This window comes from Blautia glucerasea (assembly GCF_020537505.1).
In the GTDB taxonomy this organism is placed as follows: domain Bacteria; phylum Bacillota; class Clostridia; order Lachnospirales; family Lachnospiraceae; genus Blautia_A.
Window position 1 is genome coordinate 1 of sequence record NZ_JAJBMO010000064.1, and the last position, 1855, is coordinate 1855.

Annotated in this window: 1 protein-coding gene; it reads right to left on the reverse strand. The window is 42.7% G+C overall.

Annotation, left to right across the window (positions count from 1 at the left end; translation table 11 throughout):
* Positions 1–462 precede the first annotated feature (462 nt).
* Positions 463–1755: an IS110 family transposase gene (locus tag LIQ05_RS19160; RefSeq protein WP_226822909.1), complete on the reverse strand. Its 1293-nt coding sequence runs from the start codon at positions 1753–1755 to the stop codon at positions 463–465.
* Positions 1756–1855: the final 100 nt, after the last annotated feature.

A 1855-nucleotide genomic window follows, 5' to 3' on the forward strand; every position in this document is an offset into this window, starting at 1 on the left:
CCTCCTCATATAATCAAGTGTTTTTTATTGAAAATTCAAGGTTTTTCAACCTTTCATATCTCAGTGAATAAGCCACAGCTATGAGCATTTCGATGTATCAGGTACTGAAATAGCGGTTGAATGGTATACGAAATAAAACGTCATTGATTTTCGCTTTACTGGCCTTGTGTATACCCTTCCCTCTATGGCAGCTAACCTCCTATATCCACCAGGATCATCTCTGTCTCCAGAGGTCCTAACTTCCTTCGTCCTGCCTGCCCATAACCAGGGTGTCAGCTATGCTCCTATACGGGGTCTCGCCCCATGGAAAATATTCCTGCCGACTACTGGCTCATTCTTTGTATTATTGATTACTGACTCGCTTCCTGTTCCAGCACTGTGATCAGTGGACGTTATCTGTTACATTCTGCTTAATTCAGTGGCTGTCCACTTGACAGCCCCCATTACAGTTACTTGTCTTTCTTACGCAGCCTGTAGATAAACTGCCGGTCTCTTGATGTCACTGACCATCTTTTTCGGATCATAATCCACACCTTTTGTCAGCATGGCATAAAAGACACGTATCAGCTTGGCTGCAATCGCCATAAGTGACTGCATTTTCTTCAACGGATTCAGCCTTCTGGTTGTGTAATAATTATGGAGCTCCCTGAACTCCTGGTTCTTCGATACAAGTGACATTGCAACCTCAAAGAGCAGATATCTGAGTCTCTTTCGACCTCGTCTGCTTATTGTTGTCTCGCCCTTGTGCTTTCCCGAACTATTTTCAACCAATGCCAATCCTGCAAGCTTCTGCAGTTCCTTCGGATTGTTGAAGCGGCTGATATCACCTACTTCTGCAAGGAACCCTGACACTGTCCTGATTCCCACACCTTTGATTTCTAACAGCTTTTCAGCCATCGGAATTTTTCTTACCAATTCTTCAATTAGAACCATAACTTCCTGTAGACGCGTATTTCTGGATTCATAGTCCTCCAGAAGCATTCGGATTTCCATTCTTGCAGACATCGCACCTTCTTTGCTTCCAACGCTGTGCTCAGCAGCTTCTATCAGGGTCTTTGCCCTCGCCCTTCCAACTGCTCTTAACTTCGCATCACGCCAGATTTGGTTCACTCCATCGATACCTAACGTCAGGATATCTTCAGGGAGTGGTGCTGCTTTAAGGATTAGCATTCCGCTCTTGGCATCCGGCTTTCCGTATACCGTCTTATATTCAGGAAAATATATATTGAACCAACGACTGATCCTGTTTTGAATTCTTGTAAGTTCCGCCTGTAACTGGAATCTTATGTTTGATGCTGTTCTAAGATCAGCATAAACACCATCCGGCAGATATGGGATCATGTAACGTCCCTCTCTAACTAATCCTGCTATAACTTTCGGATCCTTACGGTCATTTTTAGTAGGATTATTGTCGTCGAGTTCTTTTGTTTTTTTCACATGGTGAGGATTTACAAGAACCGGTTTCATTTCATTATCTTGTAGAAACTTTCCAAGATTGAACCAGTAATGCCCGGTCGGTTCCATACCCGGAACCACCTTATCCTTCTCATGCCTTTCTTTGAGGTCCAGGATCCATTCCTTAAATGTCGCAAATCCGGCCTCTGTGTTACTAAACTTAAATGGCTTCTTCGAATACTCGATTCCTCTGTAATCAAAAGCTCTGGCATAGTGCGTTTCACTTCCGACATCAATTCCGAGTACCAAAGTTTTTTCTGTAATAGCTTCAATTTTTGCGTTCTGTGTGTTAGACTTCATTATAGATACCTCTCTGTATAATAAGATTTTTACTAACCTGCCAGTCAGTAGTCTTATTGTACTCTGAGGTATTTTCAAATTTCAACGTCTACGCTTTTTA

Excerpts from the sequence above, each read along its gene's own strand:
- LIQ05_RS19160 (WP_226822909.1), bottom strand. The coding sequence starts at position 1,755 with ATGAAGTCTAACACACAGAACGCAAAAATTGAAGCTATTACAGAAAAA.